The organism is Stenotrophomonas sp. STEN023, from assembly GCF_056760135.1.
The window spans coordinates 46,963-64,782 of sequence record NZ_JBRREF010000010.1; the positions used below are offsets into that span (position 1 = coordinate 46,963).

The following is a 17,820-nucleotide window of genomic DNA, read 5'->3' on the forward strand; positions in this document are numbered from 1 at the left end:
CGCGATGGCACTGAATCTCACCGAAAAATCCAACTCTGATCGACTGCGCGTCGGTGAGTGTCTGGTGGTGCTTTCCTCACGTGAGGTGGAGCTGCCAAGGACACGCAAAAACCAGCGCCTCACTCCCAAATCCGTGGGGGTGTTGTTGGCGCTTGCGCGCAGGCCGGGGCAGGTGGTGACGCGCGAGGAATTGTTTGCGGAAGTCTGGCCGGACACCATGCCGACCAATGACGTGCTGACCCAGGCGGTCACGCAGTTGCGCAAGGCCTTCGCAGCCACTGAAGCGGGCGATGGCACCAGCTATATCGAAACCATCGCCAAGACCGGCTATCGCCTGCTGGCACCTGTGTCGTGGGAGACGGAAGCGGAAACCGGGACGCCCGCGTTTGACGTGCCCGCCGTCGCCGATGCAGATGCCGTCGCAACGGATGCAGAGCCCGCACCGGTGCAGGATGCCGGGCGCTACAAGCGTCGGAAGATGCGCCGTGTGGCCCTGCTGGTTGTCGGAATCGTCCTGCTGCTCAGTACCGTGGTGATGGCATGGCTGCTGTGGGGGCGTGAGGCACCGTCGGCACATGATGCAGCGGTAGTTGAGGGCAGCCGCGTGGTGGGTAGCCCGGCGCGTCCCTACCGTCTGATCACCGCAACCGAAGGCGTCGAAGTGAATCCTTCGCTTTCGCCCGACGGCGCCTTGGTCGTGTTTGCGCGTGAGGAGGATAATCGCTCCAGCCTCTGGATACAGAGTGTTGGCAACGCAGTTGCAACGCCGTTGCTGAGCACGCCGGCCGGGGCATCGGATCGTTTCCCGGCGTGGTCTCCCAATGGGCGCAGCGTCGCCTTCGCGCGGTTCCTGCCGCAAGGTGATTGCGAAGTGCTGGTGGTGTCGGCGACCGGCACCGGGCTGCGCCGTGTCACCCGCTGCGATGGCACCGACATGCTCAGTTTTGACTGGGCACCGGATGGGCAGAGCCTGCTGTTCGGCTCGATGACCGGGCGCTATGCCAGCCGCGGTATCCGCAGCTTGAATCTGGCATCCGGGCGCTGGTCATCGTTGCAGTACGAGATGGGCGCAGATGACTTCGACTATGCACCGCGCTATTCGGCGGATGGCAAGAAGATCGGGTTCGTGCGCAATCCGCAGGTTGGCGATATGTGGATGATGGATGCCGATGGCAGCAACGCGCAGCGTTTGACCGACGAGGCGGCGGAAATACGCGGTTGGAGCTGGTTGGGCCCGGACGAAATGGTATTCGGCCGCCGCATCGACAGCGAATCGCGCCTGTACCGGTTGGATGTGGCTACGCGTCTGCTGCGTGACATGGGCATCGACAATGCGCAGAGCCCGGCGGTATCGCGCGGTGGCGGCAACCTCGCCTTCATGCGCAGCCAGCTGCAGTACGGATTGTTCCGCATTCCATTGGGTGTCAATGCAGGTGCGCCGCAGCGGTTGTTCGCTTCTTCGGCGCGCGATGGCCAACCAATGGTTTCTCCGGATGGCGCGCAGTTGGCGTTTACCTCCGATCGCTCCGGCGCGTTTGCGCTGTGGTGGGCGCGATTGAATGAGCCGGCGTCGCTGCAGATGATCGAAGGAATGCATCCGGAAGCCCGCCAGCCCATGGATTGGGCAGCCGATGGGCGGCAGCTGCTGGTGACCGGGCGTGATGCCGACGGCGTACCTGGCATCTACGAAGTGGCGCCCGAAGAAGGGCATTGGGTAAAACTGGCGGTGCCGGTGCGCGAACCACTGCAGGCGGTCTATGGGCCGGCACCGAACACCTTGCTGGTGGTGGAGCGGGGCGACGATGAGCGCATGGCGCTGACCCTGTTCGACCGCAGCCAGCAGCCATGGAAACGACTGGCGTCACTGGATGGCGTGTCACAGGTGCGCTATGACCGCGCCGGGCAGCGCATCCTGTTCACGCGTCTGGCCAGCGGCGGACTCTGGCAGGCCGCGCCGGATCTGGCTGCGGACAGTGTGAAGCCTGTGCATGCCGAGTTGCCCAGCCGCTGGCGCTATCGCACCTGGGCTGTAGCGGCTAACGGTGCGGTCGAGTATCAGGATATAAGCCGCGATTGCAGCAGCCGTCTGACCGCCATCGCTGGCGATGGCAGCAGCCAGTGCCTGGACGCGACGCGCTTCAGTGCTGGCAATGGACTGAGCCTGGCGCCCGATGGCAGCGCGGTTTTCATCGCTTTGGCCACTGCCGATAACACCGATATCGGGGTGATGCGGGTTCCGCTGCGCGCGCCTCGACGGGTGATGGGACTCGCTAAGTGGTTGTCACCGTAAGGAAAGTTTCCTTCGGAAGTTTTTCGTAGGAACTATCGGGAAGAATTCGGAGCATTCTCGCCAGACTTTCCTGACCATCGACGCCAAAGTTGGCAAAACGTCAGCCCATTAAAGGCAAATGACGGTGTACGACATGCGGCAGGTTTCATGGGTGGATCGGGGGCAATCGGTTTCGTTCGAAAAGCAGGCCGAGGACGGCCCGCGTCCTGCCTGTGTCGGGGTTGCCCGGCTCGGTAGTCTGCAGACCTCTGGCACCGTGTTCACGGTGTGGCTGCAGCTGCGTGGCACCGCATGGGTGGAATCCAAGGAAGGCAAATTCCGTCTGCGCCAGCGCGAGTGGATCGCGTTTGAAAAGGAATCGCGCCCGCTGATCCAGGCTGGCCGCGACGGCATGTGCATTGGCATCAGCCTGGATACCGATGCGCTGCGCATGCTCGGCACCTTGGCCGACTGCAGTGTTTATACCGGTCGTGGCCGCATGAGCCTGGGCGAGGCGCGTCTGGCGTTGCGACTGTGGCGTGAGGCGCAGGCGCCTGGGGCGACCATCCACCAGCTGCGACCGTTGTTGCTGCATCTTGCCTCCCTGCAGCGCGATCTCGCCGGCACCGTGCAGCGTTGCCCTGGCCGTTCGCGCATCCGCAAGCGTCAGGTGTTCGGCCGCATGCAGCGCGCACGCATGTACCTGGAAGGCAACAGCCATCGCGTCGTGCGCATTGGTGAGTTGGCTGAACTGACCAACTTCTCCAGTTGGTATCTTTCCAAAACGTTCCAGAGTCTTTATGAAGAGAGTCCGCAGTCCTTGTCGGCGCGCCTGCGACTGGAACGCGCGGCGATGCTTCTGCGCGATACCGACATGATGATTGGTGAAGTGGCCTCTGCCAGCGGATTTGATAACTGTTGCAGCTTCGCGCGTGCGTTCCGTGCACGTTTCGGTGCCTCTGCAACGCAGTACCGCGAGATGCCGGTGGCATTGAAGCCAGATTCGGCAAAGTCTAAGGATGGCTCGCGCAAAACCAAGGCGGCAGTACGAACGTAACGTTCAGGGGTGTTTAACGCACCGCTAACTTTGTCGTTTGTTTTGCTCTTTGGAGAGATTGATGAAGCTTCGTAATTCTGCAGTGCGGTTGGGCTTGCTCCCGGCCGGCATTGCTATTGCATTGACCCCCGCTTTTGCTTCGGCGCAGGAAGCTGCTGCCGGTGCGACCACCCTGGATCGCCTGGAAGTCACCGGTTCGCGTATCCGTTCGGCCAGCATGGAAACCGCGCAGCCGGTCATCGCGCTGCAGCGCGCTGACATCGAGAAGCAGGGTTTCACCAGCGTCGCCGACATCGTGCAGAACCTGGCAGCGACCGGTTCGCCGGCCATCAGCCGCGCCGATGCACTGACCTCGGGTGAAGAAGTCGGTGGTCAGTACGTTGACCTGCGCAATCTCGGCCCGGAGCGCACCCTGGTGCTGCTCGACGGCAAGCGCATGGGCTCCAGCACCGGTGGTTACACCGATCTGGCTTCCATCCCGACCTCGGTTGTCGAGCGTATTGAAGTCCTGACCGACGGCGCCTCGGCCATCTACGGTTCCGACGCCATTGCCGGCGTGATCAACATCATCACCCGCAAGAACTTCGATGGTCTGGAAGCCAGCGTCTACCGCGGCCAGTACGGCCAGGGCGACGGCGACAAGGAAACCTACAACTTCGTCTACGGCCAGACCGGTGAGCGTGGTTCGGTGACCTTCGGTGCCGAGTACAGCTCGGAGAAGCCGGTGGCAGCCAAGGATCGCCGCTTCAGCCGCACTGGCAATGGCCAGTGGCATCCGGTCCCGACCGAAGAGGAAGGTGCCAACGGTTGGTCCGCGGCCACCAACAAGGGCATCCTGATCGACAAGGATGACAACTGGTATGTGAAGAACCAGGGCGCTGCAGGCAGCGATCTGGCTGATTACCATGAGTTTGGCCTGGCCGACTATGGCAATCCGAGCTCGGAAATGTGGCTGCAGAACAAGTTGGAGCGTCGCTCGATCTTTGCCAACGGCAACTTCGATGTGACCGAGAACATCCGCGCCACCGCCAGCGCCCTGTATACCAAGCGCACCGCGACCTCGCAGATTGCCGGCTATCCGTACCAGTCCGAGCGCTTCGATACCCCGATGTCGGCTGACAGCGCCTTCAATCCGCTGGGCGAAGAAGCTTCCTTCATCCGTCGTACCTCGGAAATGCCGCGTCAGACCGAGTCCGAGCAGGAAACCTTCCGCTTCAGCGCAGGCCTGGAAGGCGCGTTCGAGTTTGCTGATCGCTACTTCGACTGGGATGTGGGCTACGTCTACAACCAGAACAAGGGCGTGAAGACCGGCACCGGCGACCTGTTCACCCCGAACGTTGCCAATGCAGTCGGCCCGTCGTTCATCAAGGACGGCGTTGCCTATTGCGGTACCGAAAGCAAGGTGATTGCAGGTTGCACCCCGTGGAACCCGCTGCTGGGCTACGGTGAAACCGGCATTGGCGGCCTGACCGGCAACCAGGCACTGCAGGACTACCTGTTCCTGCCGAGCCACGACACCTACACCAACACCACCAAGGTGCTGAGCGCCAACCTGTCGGGTAGCGTGGTTACGCTGCCGGCTGGCGACCTGGCCTTTGCTGCTGGTTACGAGCACCGCGAGGAAAGCGGCAAGTACAGCCCGGATGCGATGCTGCAGTCGGGTCTGAGCACCAGCCTGGCTGGCGGCCCGACCCAGGGCAAGTACGAGCTGGACGAGTTCTACCTGGAAATGAACGTGCCGATCCTGGCCGACATGCCGTTCGCCAAGGAGCTTTCGCTCGACCTGGCTGGCCGTTACTCGGACTACAGCACCTTCGGTGACACGATCAACTCCAAGTTCGGCCTGAAGTGGAAGCCGATCGACGACCTGCTGGTTCGCGCAACCTATGCCACGGGCTTCCGTGCACCGAACATCTCCAACATGTACGGTGGCGTTTCGCAGACCTTCGACAGCTACACCGATCCGTGCGACAGCACCTTTGGTGCAGCCGTGCGTAACCCGTCGGTTGCTGCAGCCTGCCAGGCTGGTGGTCTTGCTTCCGACTTCCGCCAGATCACCTCTGGTGGCGCACTGTCCACCGGTCCGGGCACCCAGTCGTACAGCCCGTTCGAATCCGGTTCCAACGCCGAGCTGATGCCGGAAACCTCCAAGACCTGGACTGCCGGCCTGGTGTACAGCCCGAGCTATGTGCAGGGCCTGGACGTCAGTCTTGACTGGTGGAAGATCCGCATCAACAACGTGATCGCTGCTGAGTCGGTCACCTCGATCCTGAACCAGTGCTACGTGCTGGGTATCGATTCGGCTTGCGATCGCTTCACCCGTGGCACCACTGGCCGTACCAACGGTCAGGTCATCGACGTGACCCGTACGCTGATCAACGGCGGCTACCAGGAAACCGCAGGTTTCGATCTGGGCATCAAGTACCGTCTGCCGGAGCTGGCAATCGGTAACTTCGTTGTTGACTGGAAGACGACCTACGTCGACTACCTCGAGTACAAGCGTGACAACGAAGCCGGCACCCCGACCGAGCAGTCGACCGGCTGGGAAGGCAACTTCCGCGTGCGTTCGAACCTGAATGTCGATTGGAGCTACGGCGACTTCGGCGTCAACTGGGGTGTGCGTTACTACTCCAGCATGAAGGAGGCCTGCACCTATGACATGGAAGGCGGCCCGGAATGCAACATGCCGGACTTCAACTCGCCGTACACCTTGGCGCAGCCGACCCATGAGCGTGGTTCGAACACCTTCCACGACGTGCAGGTTCGTTACAACGCTCCGTGGAAGGCAACGATCTCCGTCGGCGTGAACAACGTGTTCAACCACGAAGGTCCGGTCATGTACAGCCAGCCGAACTCGAGCTTCTCGTACTACGGTGGCTTCGACATCGGTCGCTTCATGTACATGAAGTACAGCCAGAGCTTCTGATCCATCGAAGCATCTGTGACGCATGACGAAGGGTGGGCCGCAAGGCCCACCCTTTTTCTTTGTGCCTTGTCAGCACGGCCAACGCAGCCCGGCCAAGCACAGCGCAGCCGGAGCGAGCGAGGTCGCACGGGCTGCAGTGTCCGGCACGCCAGCCGCGTTCAACACGCGCAAACAACAACGGCCGCGCTGCGGCCGTTGTCATTCAATCCTGATCCTGTAGTGCAGTGCAGTGTTGGCTCAGGCGTCGACACTCAAGCCCATCATCTCATCGGCAATCGCGCGCCATTGCTCAAGCTTGGGCAGCACGCCGACATTGGCCAGGTATTGTTCGTCGACCTCGGTGCCGGCCGCCAGTGCGGTGGCAACGTGGACCGCACCGGCCACCCAGAAGCTGCGCACATTGGAACGCCCAGGCTGCAGCTGGAAGGCGACTGCTTCGATGATCGGCATCGGCAGGCCCCACAGACCCATCAGGTAGGCGCCTGCTTCGGCATGGCCGGGGCGGGAGTCATCGGCATCGGCGGGCTGGCGCTCGTCGCGCACGCCGGGCAGCAGCAGGCCGATGTCGGCCAGCAGTGCGGCGGTGGAGCCCAGCTCGGCGCTGGCCGCTGGCAGCATCTTCGCCGCCAGCCGCGAGGCCAGCAGTGAGCGTGACTGCATCGCAGCGCGATCGGGGCCGGACATGCCGGGCAGGGCGAAGACTTCGCTGGCCAGCACCAGGTCGCGCAGGGTGGCCATGCCCAGGCGGGTCACCGCACCGCGCAGGTCGGAGATGGCCCGGCCATTGTTGAAGAAGGCCGAGTTGGACAGCTGCAGCACCTTGGCGGCGATGGCCGGATCGGCGGCAACCAGCTTGGCGATCTCCGCCGCGTTGCTGTCCTCGTCTTCCTCCAGTGCGTGCATCAGGCTGAGGTAGAGGTGCGGCGGCGAGGGCAGCTTCTCGATGCGGCCGATGGCCTGGCGCAGGCGCGGGCTGTCCAGCAGCTCGCGCAGTTCTTCCAGGCTGGTCAGGGCCTCAAGCAGGACTTCGGGCGGCAGCGGCAGCGGCAGGAAGCGGTGGGCCACGCCAATGATGCGCGCCGATGGCACGCGCTGGCTGTTGTCACCGTCGATCAACGCGATGCGGATGGTCTCCGGGCGCAGCGTCCGGATCTGGCCGAGCAGGGTGGCCGGGGCGAGGTCTGGCAAAGCCGGGGCGACGATGATTGCGTCGATCGTGGCGGAGGACACCGCGACGATGGCGGCACTGCCGTCCGGAACCGATTCCACTTCCCACTCGTCGCCGAGGTCGGCGATGTACTCAAGCAGCTCGGCCGACAGACTGGCTTCGCCGCCGACTAACAGGATTCGCAAGACACTTCCCCTTGGAAAAAACGCAAAATCCGAACAAAAAACAGGCCGGAAACCGGCCTGTCAATGTAGCTGCTCGCTGGCAAAGGGTCATGCCCTCTGCAAGGAAAACGTGATGGTTGTCGCTACGCAGGGCCGGGTGTTACGACCCTGCGCCGGCGCAATCAGACGTCCTGTTCCTGGGTGGCGAGGTAGCTCTGGTGCGCCTCGACCAGGATGCGCTTGGCCTCAGCGGCGTCGCCCCAGCCTTCGATCTTGACCCACTTGCCCTTTTCCAGGTCCTTGTAGTGCTCGAAGAAGTGGCCGATGCGCTCCAGCCAGTGGCTGGACACCTGGGCGATGTCTTCGACGTGGGCGTAGCCGCTGAAGATCTTGGCGACCGGCACGGCGAGGATCTTCTCGTCGCTGCCCGCTTCGTCGCTCATCTTCAGCACGCCGACCGGACGGCAACGTACCACCGAGCCCGGGACCAGCGGCAGCGGCAGCACCACCAGCACGTCGGCCGGGTCGCCATCGCCGCACAGGGTCTGCGGCACGAAGCCGTAGTTGCAGGGGTAGCGCATCGGCGTGGACAGGATGCGATCGACGAACATCGCGCCGCTTTCCTTGTCCATTTCGTACTTCACCGGCTCCGAATCCTTCGGGATCTCGACGATGACGTTGATTTCTTCCGGCGGGTTCTTGCCCGGCGAGACCAATTTCAGGCTCATTGCGCTGACTCCGAATCGTTGTTGGTTGAAAAAGAGCTCCATTCTACGCGCACCACTATTGCGGCGCACCAAACCCCGGCTGGCTGGGTGATCCCCAGCGGGCGCGGGGAACACACTGTCGCGCAATACATATGAGAACCATTATCATTATGCGGATATCCTTGTCCGCCCAAGGCCGCCTGACGCGGGCGGCCTGCCTTGCCTTCACAGCCCCTCATGTCCAGCAACGCCACCACTTTGACCGAACTGCTGATCCGCGAACGCCCGGCCTTGCTGCGTCTGGTGCGCCAGATCCTCGGCAGCGACGGCGGTGCCGACGACGTCATCCAGGGGGTGTGGTTCAAGGTCCGCGGGGTCGGCAACGAGCCGGTAATCGGCAATCCGCGTGCCTACCTGTACCGGTTGGCCAGCAACCTGGCCACCGATCACGGCCGTGAACGTACGCGTCGGCTGCGCCTGCAGGCCGAGAATTACCTGTGGGGGCCGGACGAGGTGCTGTCCACCGAGGAGCAGGTGATGGCGCAGGACGAGCTGGCGCGGGTGCTGGAGGCCGCCGAGCACCTGCCCGAGCCGACCCGCAGCATGTTCCGCCTCAACCGCCTGCAGGGGCTGACCCAGCCGGAAGTGGCGCGGCGCATGGGGGTGTCGGTGACCACCGTCGAGAACCACCTGCGGCTGGCCCTGCAGCGCCTGGCCTGGGCGCGCAGCGGCGACTAGCGCTGCAGCTTCCCTTGGGGATGCGATGCTGCCAGTCGTCTTGTATTCCGTCCGTAGCCATTACCACCGTAATTACCTGAGCCAGCCCATGCGCCCGCCGTCATCCTCCGTTCCGCCCGAGAGTCCCGTTGCGCAGCAGGCGCGCGACTGGCTGCTGCGGTTGGCATCGGGAACCATGGGCGAGCCCGACATGCAGGCGTTCGAGCAGTGGTTGCTGCAGCCCGGGCACCGCCATGCGTTTGAACATGAACGCGTGCTCTGGCGCAGCCTCGCTGCCCGCCCGCAGACCACGGTGGTGGTGCAGCGGCCGGTGCGACGCAGCCAACGCCGCTGGTTGGCCGCGGTGGCGGTGCTGGCGCTGTTCTGTGGGGTGATGTCCGCGCCCGAACTGGCCCTGCGCATGCGCGCCGATTACCGCTCGGATGTGGCCATCCGCCATGTCAGCCTGCCGGACGGCTCAACCGCGGTGTTGGATGCAGGCGCTGCGATTGCCGTGCACTACGGTGAGGCCTCGCGGCGCATCGAACTGCTGCGCGGGCGCGCCTGGTTCGAGGTTGTGCCGCAGGCTGATGCGCCATTCCGCATCACCGTCGGTGAGGGCGTGGTGGAGGACATCTCCACCGCGTTCGTGGTCAGCCGCGAAGGCGACCGTGTCGCTACGGCAGTGGAGCAGGGCCGCGTGCGGGTTGCGGCGCGCCCGGACCAGGGCTGGATGTACCTGCAGGCCGGTCAGGCTGCGGGGTGGGACAAGCGCGGCGTGGCCGAGCGCGGCGCCGAGCTGGCGCCGGATCATGTCGCGGCTTGGCGACGTGGCGAGTTGCTGCTGGAGAACGCGGCTGTGACCCAGGTGCTCGCCGAGTTGCAACGTTACCGTCCAGGCCATGTGTTCGTGCGCGGGGATCTGTCGGCGTTGCCGCCGATCAATGCCGCGCTGCGTCTGGATCAACCCGAGCAGGCGCTGGATGCGCTGGCTGCGGGCAGTGGCCTGAGCGTGACGCGATTGCCGTTCGGCATCGCCATCGTGCAGGCCCGACAAAACGAGCTGCCAGCGCGTCGCTAGCTGAGCTGGACGATTGGTCTTGGGGGATTGCCCGGTTCATTCGTCTTAACCCCGACCGTACCTCAGCCGCCGCCACGTACGTCGAACCTCCGCCGCCTCATTGCGGCTTCGACAACAGGATTTTCAATGCCCAGTTCTTTCCGCGCCGGCCCACGCCTGCGCCTGTCCCGTCTGCACGTTGCAATGCTGGCCGCCGGCCTGGCGGTGCTGACGCCAGCCGTTCCCGCAATGGCACAGGCCACGGTTGCCAGCGCCTCCGCGCAGTTCGATATCCCCGCGCAGCCGCTTGCCGCTGCGCTGGGGCAGTACATGCGCCAGTCGGGCGTACAGGTGGCCTATGCGGCAGCCTTGGCCGATGGCGCGACCTCCGCGCCGGTATCCGGTCAGCTGGCGCCGGCAGCGGCGCTGCAACAGCTGCTGCGCGGCACCGGCATCGCTGCCCGTCGCAGCGGCAATGGCGCGGTGACGCTTGAGAAGCTGCCGGCAGGCGCCAATGCGGACGATCTGGTCGTCACCGGCACGCTGAGCGTGGCCGGCGACCAACGCGGTGGCGACGGTGCAGGCAGTGATAGCGCCCGCCTGCTCGATACCTACCGCACCACCGGCTCGACCGCCTATATCCCGCAGCAGACCATCGAGCGCTTCCGTGGCACCTCCACCGCCGACATCATCAAGGGCGTGGCCGGCGTCACCGCCGGTGATCCGCGCGTGGGCAATGCGCTGGATGTGAACATCCGTGGCATCCAGGGGCAAAGCCGCATCCCGGTGATCATCGATGGTGGCCAGTCCACCATGGATACCTACCGCGGCTATGCCGGCCAGTCGCAGCGCACCTATCTTGATCCGGACCTGATCTCCAACATCACCATCACCAAGGGCCCGAGCCTGCAGGCAAATGCTTCTGGCGGCATTGGTGGCGTGGTCGAAATGGAGACGCTGAAGGTCGAAGACGTGCTGCGCGAAGGCCGCAACAGTGGCATCCGCGTGCGCACCGGCCTGGCCAACAACAGCGCCAACAACGTGCCCGATTACAGCGCCGCACCGCGCACCGACCGCAATGCCACCGGCAACCAGTTCGCCAATGTGGCGGTGGCCCAGCGCTGGGATCGTTTCGACCTGGTCGCCGCCTATGCCTGGCGCGACACGGGCAATTACTTCGGTGGCAAGCATGGTTATGACGACTTCCCGCAGACCCGGCGCACGCTGGCACCGCTGAACCCGCCGCGTACCGAAGTATTCAATACCTCCTCGCGTTCGGAATCGGCGCTGCTCAAGGGCACCTGGCGCATCGACGATGCGCAGACGCTGGAGCTGGGCTACCGCCGCTATGAAGGCACTGCCGGCGAGATCATGGCCTCGCAGATCATCCGCGTTGACCGCGACCGCGTGCCGCAGTGGGACCCGGGCCATGTCGACATGGACAGCTACAGCCTGCGCTACCGCTTCAACCCGGACAGCGAGCTGGTCGACCTGCGTGCAAACGCCTGGTACACCGACGCTGAAAGCCTGATGTACAACAGCCTTACCGGCATCACCCCGTGGTACTTCGATCGCCGCACCGAGTGGTACGACGCGCCGACGTTCAGCGGCAACCCCGGTTACAAGGATGCCTACGCCAACCCACTGAAGCAGAAGCGCTTCGGCATGGATGTGAGCAATACCTCGTTGCTGGAAACCAGCGCCGGCCTGTTCACCGTTGACTACGGCCTGTCGCTCAGCGATGAAGACATCCGCCCGAATGCGCCGGTGATGCATGACGATCTGGTCAACAATCGCTTCCTGCGCAATGCCGAGCGCAAGGAATACAGCGCGGTCGCATCGATCAAGTGGGAGCCCAATGAACATTGGGAGTTCATGGCCGGTGGCCGCTGGAACCGGGTCAATGTGCACGACCGCAATCGACTGGCCAAGGAAGACAAGTTCGAGGCTGACGGTCAGTACCGCTACACCCAGCTGCTCAACGGCGACCCCAGCCTGCCGTCGTGGCGTGCCAAGCGCATCGCGATGCTGAACTGGTACCCGGATGCCAATGGCAACTTCACCCAGGCCTCGCTGCTGGCCTCGCCTTACAAGAAGGGCACGGTGGCCGACATCGGTGGCTGGAATTTCTACGACGCCGATGCCGCCGAAGATCTGATGGTGCCGGTGAGCTGGACCTGGTCCAAGCCGATCAAGCGCCGCGACAGTGCGTTCTCGCCGACTGCAAGCGTCACCTATCGTTTCGACGACGACAGCATGGTCTACCTGAAGTACGCCGAAGGCACCAAGCTGCCGAGCCTGTTCGAGACCACGCTGGGCTTGTTCACCGCCGCCAAGCCGGTCGGCGAGCTGAAGCCCGAGCGCTCCGGCAGCTGGGAAATCGGTGCAAGCACCATCAAGCGTGATCTGTTCGCCAATGGTGACCAGCTGGCACTGAAGCTGGCTTACTTCGATACCCGCGTGGATGACCTGATCACCCGCGACTACCGCACGCTGTCGGCCGGCCTGATCCGCAATGTGGACCGCTTCAAGGTGTCGGGCATGGAGTTCCAGTCCAACTACGATGCCGGCAAGGTGTTCGCCGATCTGTCCGCGCATTACTACTTCAAGGCCAAGACCTGCGCGCCGGATATCGCCGCAGAGCGTCGCGAGTACGGCATCAAGCGCAACATCGAGGAGCTGAAGAACACCCCGAACTGCGTGGACGGCGGTTTCGAGGGTTCCTATAGCAACACCCAGAACCCGCCGCGTTACACGGTCAACATGACCTTGGGTTCGCGCCTGTTCGACGAGCGGCTGACCTTTGGTACCCGCGTGGTGCACAACGCCGGCCCGATCAGCAAGCTGGACAAGGAATGGAACGTCGGCCTGTCGGCGATCCAGCAGCTGTACCGCCCGGCGACCATCGTCGACCTGTTCGCCAGCTGGTCGTTCAATGACCAGTGGAACCTGGACGTCAACCTGGACAACGCCACCGACCGTTACTACCTGGACCCGCTTGCCCTGGGCATCCTGCCGGCACCGGGCCGTACCGCGCGCATGGCACTGACGTTCCGCTATTGATGGATAGGAACTGATCGATGTGCAAGCTGATCCCGGCGCGCGTGCGCCGGGATCAGTGCTCATCGCAGATTGTGACTGCGGCTTGGGGGAAGGCCTCCGGCAAACGTCTCAATCAGGACCACCGGTCAGCGCACCGAAAGATGCAGCCGGTTCCCCCTCCGCTTCGTTGTTGCAGACATGACCACCACCGAAACCATTGCCGCACCTACCCGCAGCCAGCGCCTGAAGGCGGCCACCAGCACCACCCATGATTCCCTGGACAAGCGCATCATGTCCGAGGACATCTTCGCCAGCCGCGAGCGCTTCGCCAAATTCGTGCGCGTGCAATACCGCTTCCACCGCGACATCCAGGCGCTGTACGCGACGCCGCTGTTGCGCGCGCTGTTGCCGGACCTGGAGCAGCGCCAGCGCCTGCAGCAGATCGTTGCCGATCTCGGCGACCTGCAGCAGGAGGTCCCGGTCGAGGCTGCTGCCGTCATCCCGGATGACATTGATCTTCCGGCAGCGCTAGGCTGGCTGTATGTGGCAGAAGGCTCCAACCTGGGCGGTACCATCCTGTTCAAGCTGGCCGGCAAGCTGGGTCTGGGCGCGGACTTCGGTGCCAGTCACCTTGCTGCGCATCCGGATGGTGCGGCCCGCCATTGGCGCGAGTTCACCGCGGCAATGGATACCATCAGCATGACCGAGGCGCAGGAGGCGGTGGCCATCGAGGGTGCCAATGCCGCGTTCCGCACGGTGCGCGGCTACGTCGAGCAGGAATTCGCCTGATGCAGGCCGACGCACCAGCAGACACCACGAAGGCCGCGGCGTGATCCGCTGGCTGTGGTTCTGCATGGGCTGGCTGATGGTGGCGCTGGGCGTGATCGGCGCCCTGCTGCCGGTGATGCCGACCACCATCTTCCTGATCCTGGCGGTGTGGTGCTTCTCAAAATCCTCGCCGCGCTTTGAAGCGTGGCTGCTGCAGCATCCGCGCTATGGCCGCCCGCTGCGGCTGTGGCGCGAGCAGGGCGCAGTAAGCCGCAAGGGCAAGTGTTTTGCGGCTGGCGGCATGGCGCTGGGCTATGTGTTGTTTTTCATCGGCGCGCATCCGAGCTGGAAGCTGGCCGTGCCTGTAGCGATATTTTTCCTGGCCAGTGCCGCCTACGTGCTGTCGCGGCCCAGCCCGCGCGAGCCTGACGACGGCGGCGAGCAGCCATGATGCAGTCCGCCGCCGTCGCTGCGCGTCCACCTGCATCAGCTCGATGCGACCTCTGTTCGTACCACGTTCAACGCACCAGCCAGATCGCCAGTGCGACTTTCTCCAACGACGATCCGGAACCTTCCCATGTACGCTGATATCTCCCCGCACGCCGCGCAGGCACTCACCCCTTGGGCCATGTACCAGTCCGCCGACTGGGTGGTGCAGGCGGTGATGATCTGCCTGGCGCTGGCATCGCTGGCTACCTGGACCGTGCTGATCGCCAAGACGCTGGAGCTGGCACGTATCGGCCGCGAGTTGCAGCTGGCGCGTGAGGTGCTGGATGTGAGCGGCAGCCTGGATGCCACCGATGCGCAGTCGGTGCTGCTGCGGCCTGGCCTGGCCCGCAGCATGCTGGACGCTGCCCGCACCGAGCTGGCGTTGTCGGCGGATGCACAGGGCCACGAAGGCACCAAGGAACGTCTCGGCTCGCGACTTGAGCGCATCGAGTTGGGTAACAGCCGACGCCTGCGTAGCGGCGTGGGCCTGCTGGCCAGTATCGGCGCGGTGGCACCGTTCGTCGGCCTGTTCGGCACCGTCTGGGGCATCATGAACAGCTTCGTCGGCATTGCTGCATCCAATACCACCAACCTGGCAGTGGTCGCACCCGGCATCGCTGAAGCATTGTTGGCGACCGCGATGGGTCTGATCGCCGCGATTCCCGCCGTCGTCATCTACAACCATTTCAGCCGCCGGCTGCTGACGCTGCGTGCGCTCGGTGGCGACATCTCCGCCAGCGTGCAGCAGATCGTCTCGCGCGATATCGATTGCGGACGCGCGCTGTCGCGCGCTGCGCGCTGAGGCCGGGCAATGGCAATCCGTACCTCCCGCGAGTCCGACGACGAAGCGCTGGACGAAGCGCACGAGATCAATGTCACGCCCTTCATCGACGTGATGCTGGTGCTGCTGATCATCTTCATGGTGGCCGCGCCATTGGCCACGGTGGATGTGCCGGTGGAATTGCCGGCCAGCAGCGCCAAGCCGCAGCCGCGCGATGTGGAACCGCTGTTCCTTACCGTGCAGGCGGATCTGTCGCTGCGTATTGGCGAAGACGTGGTCACAGGGCAGACGCTGGCTGCCGCACTGGAGGCGCGCACGCAAGGTGATCATTCGCAGCGTATCTTCCTGCGCGCAGACCGTTCGGTCAGCTACGGCGATCTGATGGAAGCCATGAACCTGCTGCGACGTGCCGGCTACCTGAAAGTGGCGCTGGTCGGGGTAGAGCAGTCGCCGTGACGGACGCTACTGCATCATCCGGCCTGCGTTGGGGCGGCAGTTTCGCGCTGGCTCTGCTGCTGCACGGCGTGGTGATCGGCGCGGCGCTGTGGTGGAGCCTGCGTGCACCGCCCTTGCTTGCCGACCAGCAACCCTTGGAAGCGGTGATGGTGGATCTGGCCGAGGCGCCGGAGGCACCACCGCCAACACCAACTGAAAATCCACCGGGCCCGCCGCAGCAGGAGCAGCAACGCAGCGAGCCGGTACCGGCACCGCGGGTGGAGCACGAGCCGCCACCGCAGGAGCCGGAGGTGGTGGATGCCTATGTGCCCCCGCAACCGAAAGACCCGGCGCGCGTCTCCGATGCCAAGACGGTCGACCAGACCCTGGCGCTGCCGGATGTCAGCGCAAAACCCAGCGAGCGCTACGCCGCCAGGCAGACCACCTCGGGCCAGCAGGCGCAGGCCACGCTTACCTGGCAGGGGCAGCTGTTGGGCCATCTGGAGAAATACCGCCGCTATCCACGGTTGGCCGAGCGCCTGCGCCAACAAGGCGTGGCCTATGTGCGTTTCAGCGTGGACAGGCAGGGCAATGTCAGCAATGCGCGGATCGGCCGTGGCAGCGGCCATGACAGTCTGGACGAGGCCACGCTGGAGACAGTAGCGCGGGCAACGCCCGTGCCGGCGCCACCGGCGGAGGTCGCCGGCAACCCGGTGGAAGTGATGGTGCCGGTGGAGTTCTTCATCAATCGCAGGTGAGTAGTAGCGCCGCTTGGTGATTTGCAGGAGTTGGCCGCTCATTTTCTCGCAGACCCGGGCTGTTCCCCTTTCCCGCAAGGCGGGGGAGGGGTGAGGGCGCTCTTAGCCGTTTTCATGCACCGCGACGGCATCCAGACACCCAGCCGGCATTCGACCAACGTCGCAAGCAAAAGCAGCTGCAGTAAACCCTTCGCAACCGCTGCCTCCTCGAAAAGTGCATCCACGCCTGCCCGCAGTTAGCCTGCACAGATGGACTCCCTGATCGCAGCATCCGCGCGCGCCCTGGCCACCGGTGACGTACTCACCGCGCTCAAGCACGTCGCATTGCGTGACGATCCACCCGCCCTGGCCCTGCGCGGAATCGCGATGGCCCAGCTTGGCGACCTGACCCGTGCACGCGAGCTGCTGCGTCGCGCGCAGCGCGGCTTCGGCGCACACGAAGTCCTCGCACGCGCACGCTGCGGTCTGGCCGAAGCCGAAGTGGCACTGGCGCTGCGCGAACTTGGCGGTAGCTCCGAGCCGTTGTCAGCCATCGCGACCGTGCTTGAGACGCAGGGTGATGCGGCCAATGCACTGCAAGCCTGGTTGATCCTCGCGCGACGACTTCTGTTACTGGGAAAACTGGATGACGCAGCGCATGCGCTGGCGAAGGTGGAGGGACTGCAGCTGCCGCCAGCGCTGAGCGCCATGGCTGATCTGACCGCTGCGACCTTGGCACTGCGTTGGATGCAGACCGCGCGGGCGAGTGTCCTGCTGGAACGCGCACGGATGGCTGCGGCGCAAGCAGGTGTCGGGGCGCTGCAGGCGGAAGTGGACGCAGCCCGCATCACGTTGGACCAGCCGGCTGCGCGTTGCCTGGGCGCAGGTGCGGATCAGCTGCTGCGTATCGATCAGGTGCAGCAGCTGTTGGATTCCGGTGCACTGATCATTGATGGCTGCCAGCGCGGCGTCAGGTTTGGCGCAAGCTGGCAGTCGCTGGCAAGACGTCCGGTGCTGTTTGCGCTTGCTTGCGCGTTGGCCGAGGCTTGGCCGGATGACGTTGACCGTGACGTGCTGATCACGCGCGCATTCGGCATGCGCCATTACGATGAGACGCTACGCGCCCGGCTGCGCGTCGAAATCAGTCGCCTGCGCGGGTTCATCGCCGCGCAGGCGCACATTGAAGCGACAGCTGCCGGTTTCCGCCTGTCACCGCGCTCGGCGAACTCGGTGAGGGTGCTGCTCCCGCCCATCGAAGGCGAACAAGGTGCACTGCTCGCGTTGCTTGCCGATGGCGCGGCCTGGTCGACCTCGGCACTGGGTTTGGCCTTGGGGCAGAGCCAGCGCAACGCGCAGCGGGCGCTACTGGAGTTGGAGGCAGCAGGGCGTGTGTACACGACTGGACGCGGACGAGCGCAGCGTTGGCGCGCGATGCCGCTGAGCGGATTCACGACGATCTTGTTACTCCCTGCTGCGCTGCCGATTGACTAGTGTCGCTGG

At 64.4% G+C, this 17,820-nt stretch carries 14 protein-coding genes; 12 read left to right on the top strand and 2 right to left on the bottom strand.

All coding sequences use genetic code 11. The features are described 5' to 3' along the window. The first annotated feature begins 4 nt into the window (after positions 1 to 4). From ACVOLV_RS04475 to ACVOLV_RS04485, 3 genes are all read left to right on the top strand, one after another. Positions 5 to 2,290 (top strand): winged helix-turn-helix domain-containing protein, encoded by a 2,286-nt coding sequence (locus ACVOLV_RS04475; protein WP_481553337.1) that lies wholly within the window; start codon positions 5 to 7, stop codon positions 2,288 to 2,290. Between the two features lie 133 nt (positions 2,291 to 2,423). Further along, positions 2,424 to 3,326, top strand: a complete 903-nt coding sequence (locus ACVOLV_RS04480; protein WP_303747336.1) for a helix-turn-helix transcriptional regulator — start codon at positions 2,424 to 2,426, stop codon at positions 3,324 to 3,326. Positions 3,327 to 3,387: 61 nt separating this feature from the next. Beyond that, positions 3,388 to 6,252: a TonB-dependent receptor domain-containing protein gene (locus tag ACVOLV_RS04485; RefSeq protein ID WP_481553338.1), complete on the top strand. Its 2,865-nt coding sequence runs from the start codon at positions 3,388 to 3,390 to the stop codon at positions 6,250 to 6,252. A 237-nt stretch (positions 6,253 to 6,489) separates the two neighbouring features. Here ACVOLV_RS04485 and ACVOLV_RS04490 read toward each other — a convergent pair whose 3' ends face one another. Next, positions 6,490 to 7,605, bottom strand: coding sequence for an HDOD domain-containing protein (locus ACVOLV_RS04490; protein WP_481553339.1), 1,116 nt, complete (start codon positions 7,603 to 7,605; stop codon positions 6,490 to 6,492). Between the two features lie 161 nt (positions 7,606 to 7,766). Then, positions 7,767 to 8,312, bottom strand: a complete 546-nt coding sequence (ppa, locus tag ACVOLV_RS04495; protein WP_481553340.1) for an inorganic diphosphatase — start codon at positions 8,310 to 8,312, stop codon at positions 7,767 to 7,769. A gap of 216 nt (positions 8,313 to 8,528) precedes the next feature. Between ppa and ACVOLV_RS04500 the strand changes: the two genes are divergently transcribed. From ACVOLV_RS04500 to ACVOLV_RS04540, 9 genes are all read left to right on the top strand, one after another. Then, the gene (locus ACVOLV_RS04500; RefSeq protein ID WP_481553341.1) at positions 8,529 to 9,029 is read left to right on the top strand and encodes an RNA polymerase sigma factor; all 501 of its coding nucleotides are present in this window, start codon (positions 8,529 to 8,531) and stop codon (positions 9,027 to 9,029) included. Positions 9,030 to 9,117: 88 nt separating this feature from the next. Next, entirely contained in the window at positions 9,118 to 10,089 is a 972-nt protein-coding gene (locus ACVOLV_RS04505; protein WP_481553369.1) for a FecR family protein, read from the top strand. A gap of 126 nt (positions 10,090 to 10,215) precedes the next feature. Continuing rightward, complete coding sequence (locus ACVOLV_RS04510) at positions 10,216 to 13,131, top strand: TonB-dependent receptor (RefSeq protein ID WP_481553342.1); 2,916 nt, start codon at positions 10,216 to 10,218, stop codon at positions 13,129 to 13,131. Positions 13,132 to 13,308: 177 nt separating this feature from the next. Then, entirely contained in the window at positions 13,309 to 13,899 is a 591-nt protein-coding gene (locus ACVOLV_RS04515) for a biliverdin-producing heme oxygenase (protein ID WP_481553343.1), read from the top strand. 43 nt (positions 13,900 to 13,942) lie between these two features. Continuing rightward, on the top strand, positions 13,943 to 14,329 hold the full coding sequence (locus ACVOLV_RS04520; protein WP_481553370.1) for a YbaN family protein: 387 nt from the start codon (positions 13,943 to 13,945) through the stop codon (positions 14,327 to 14,329). Between the two features lie 126 nt (positions 14,330 to 14,455). Next, a complete protein-coding gene (exbB, locus tag ACVOLV_RS04525) occupies positions 14,456 to 15,169 on the top strand; it encodes a tonB-system energizer ExbB (RefSeq protein ID WP_481553344.1) in 714 nt (237 codons plus the stop codon). A gap of 9 nt (positions 15,170 to 15,178) precedes the next feature. Further along, entirely contained in the window at positions 15,179 to 15,604 is a 426-nt protein-coding gene (gene exbD, locus ACVOLV_RS04530; RefSeq protein WP_303747327.1) for a TonB system transport protein ExbD, read from the top strand. Next, positions 15,601 to 16,341: an energy transducer TonB gene (locus tag ACVOLV_RS04535; RefSeq protein ID WP_481553345.1), complete on the top strand. Its 741-nt coding sequence runs from the start codon at positions 15,601 to 15,603 to the stop codon at positions 16,339 to 16,341. The genes exbD and ACVOLV_RS04535 overlap by 4 nt, the downstream gene beginning before the upstream one ends. A 249-nt stretch (positions 16,342 to 16,590) precedes the next feature. Next, on the top strand, positions 16,591 to 17,811 hold the full coding sequence (locus ACVOLV_RS04540; protein WP_481553346.1) for a helix-turn-helix domain-containing protein: 1,221 nt from the start codon (positions 16,591 to 16,593) through the stop codon (positions 17,809 to 17,811). Positions 17,812 to 17,820 lie beyond the last annotated feature (9 nt).

Bases quoted from the DNA above. Each gene is read 5' to 3' on its own strand.
- ACVOLV_RS04500 (WP_481553341.1), top strand. From the start codon at position 8,529: ATGTCCAGCAACGCCACCACTTTGACCGAACTGCTGATCCGCGAACGC.
- ACVOLV_RS04485 (WP_481553338.1), top strand. From the start codon at position 3,388: ATGAAGCTTCGTAATTCTGCAGTGCGGTTGGGCTTGCTCCCGGCCGGC.
- exbD (WP_303747327.1), top strand. From the start codon at position 15,179: ATGGCAATCCGTACCTCCCGCGAGTCCGACGACGAAGCGCTGGACGAA.
- ACVOLV_RS04505 (WP_481553369.1), top strand. From the start codon at position 9,118: ATGCGCCCGCCGTCATCCTCCGTTCCGCCCGAGAGTCCCGTTGCGCAG.
- ACVOLV_RS04540 (WP_481553346.1), top strand. From the start codon at position 16,591: ATGGACTCCCTGATCGCAGCATCCGCGCGCGCCCTGGCCACCGGTGAC.
- ACVOLV_RS04515 (WP_481553343.1), top strand. From the start codon at position 13,309: ATGACCACCACCGAAACCATTGCCGCACCTACCCGCAGCCAGCGCCTG.
- ppa (WP_481553340.1), bottom strand. From the start codon at position 8,312: ATGAGCCTGAAATTGGTCTCGCCGGGCAAGAACCCGCCGGAAGAAATC.
- exbB (WP_481553344.1), top strand. From the start codon at position 14,456: ATGTACGCTGATATCTCCCCGCACGCCGCGCAGGCACTCACCCCTTGG.
- ACVOLV_RS04475 (WP_481553337.1), top strand. From the start codon at position 5: ATGGCACTGAATCTCACCGAAAAATCCAACTCTGATCGACTGCGCGTC.
- ACVOLV_RS04480 (WP_303747336.1), top strand. From the start codon at position 2,424: ATGCGGCAGGTTTCATGGGTGGATCGGGGGCAATCGGTTTCGTTCGAA.
- ACVOLV_RS04510 (WP_481553342.1), top strand. From the start codon at position 10,216: ATGCCCAGTTCTTTCCGCGCCGGCCCACGCCTGCGCCTGTCCCGTCTG.